Origin of the sequence: Gluconobacter sp. DsW_056 (assembly GCF_002153595.1) — a bacterium.
GTDB classification, from domain to species: domain Bacteria; phylum Pseudomonadota; class Alphaproteobacteria; order Acetobacterales; family Acetobacteraceae; genus Gluconobacter; species Gluconobacter albidus.
Map to the genome: position 1 here is coordinate 1 of NZ_JOPF01000022.1, position 998 is coordinate 998.

Below are 998 nucleotides of genomic sequence, written 5' to 3' on the forward strand. Positions count from 1 at the left end.
AGGAAGCGGCGCATATTATAGACGATATTGGCAAGGCCGATCCTCATGGTGGCCCGGGTGATACCGACAGTTCGGACGAACAGACCCATTTGCGATTTCTGATCGGCAAAGACATGCTCGACACGAGATCGGACCACCGACTTTCCAGCATTCGATTTCTGGATATGCCGGGGCATAGGTTTGAGATGCGGCTTTTTCCTGTGAACCTTCGAGACAAAGCCCTGCTTGTCCATGAAGTCCTCATTGGCTTTCGAGCGATACGCTGTATCAGCCCAGACGCTTGAGGCCGTATTGGTTTTATCCAGAAGGCCCTCGCGCAGTCTGGCACCATCACTGGCAGCAGCATCCGTTGTCTTCCATTTCCGGATGAACCGGAACTTCCGGTCGATGGAAACATGGGACTTGTAGCCAAAGAACGGAATGGCGAGGTCCGTGGCTGGGATCGTCCCGTCATCCTGCCGCTTCGCTTTGGTAAACTTCAGTGTCCAGCGCGCATGACGGTCCTTATGCGACAGCTTTGCGGGTTTGTCCTGCCAATCTTCAGGAATACGCCCTGCCCGGAGGTCAGCTTTCTCAGCGTTCGTATTGCGCTGCTTTGGGGCGGCTACCAATGTCGCATCCAGGATCTGGCCGGACATCGGCAAATACCCGGCGTTGCGCAGGGTCGCATCAAAGCGGTTGAACAGCCCATCGATCGCACCCGCCTGGGTCAGACGCTCGCGAAACAGCCAGACCGTTTTGGCATCAGGTACCCGGTCCGACAGTCCCAAACCAAGGAAACGCATGAAGGACAGGCGGTCGTTGATCAAATATTCCGTTCGCTCGTCGGACAGATTGTTCAGCGTCTGGATCACCAGAATCTTGAACATCAACACGGGATCAAACGGCGGTCGTCCACCTTTGCTCCCATCTGAATAGGCCAGAGCCTTCTCCAGATCAGGGCGGAACACCTCAAAATCCACAGTCCGGGAAAATGCCTCAAGCTGATCGCCAAGCCC

Annotated in this window: 1 protein-coding gene; it reads right to left on the reverse strand. The window is 55.5% G+C overall.

What is annotated here, in order from left to right; all coding sequences use genetic code 11:
• Positions 1-998, reverse strand: a 998-nt coding sequence (locus HK22_RS13825) for an IS5 family transposase (RefSeq protein WP_086649694.1), incomplete at both ends; no start/stop codon positions are given.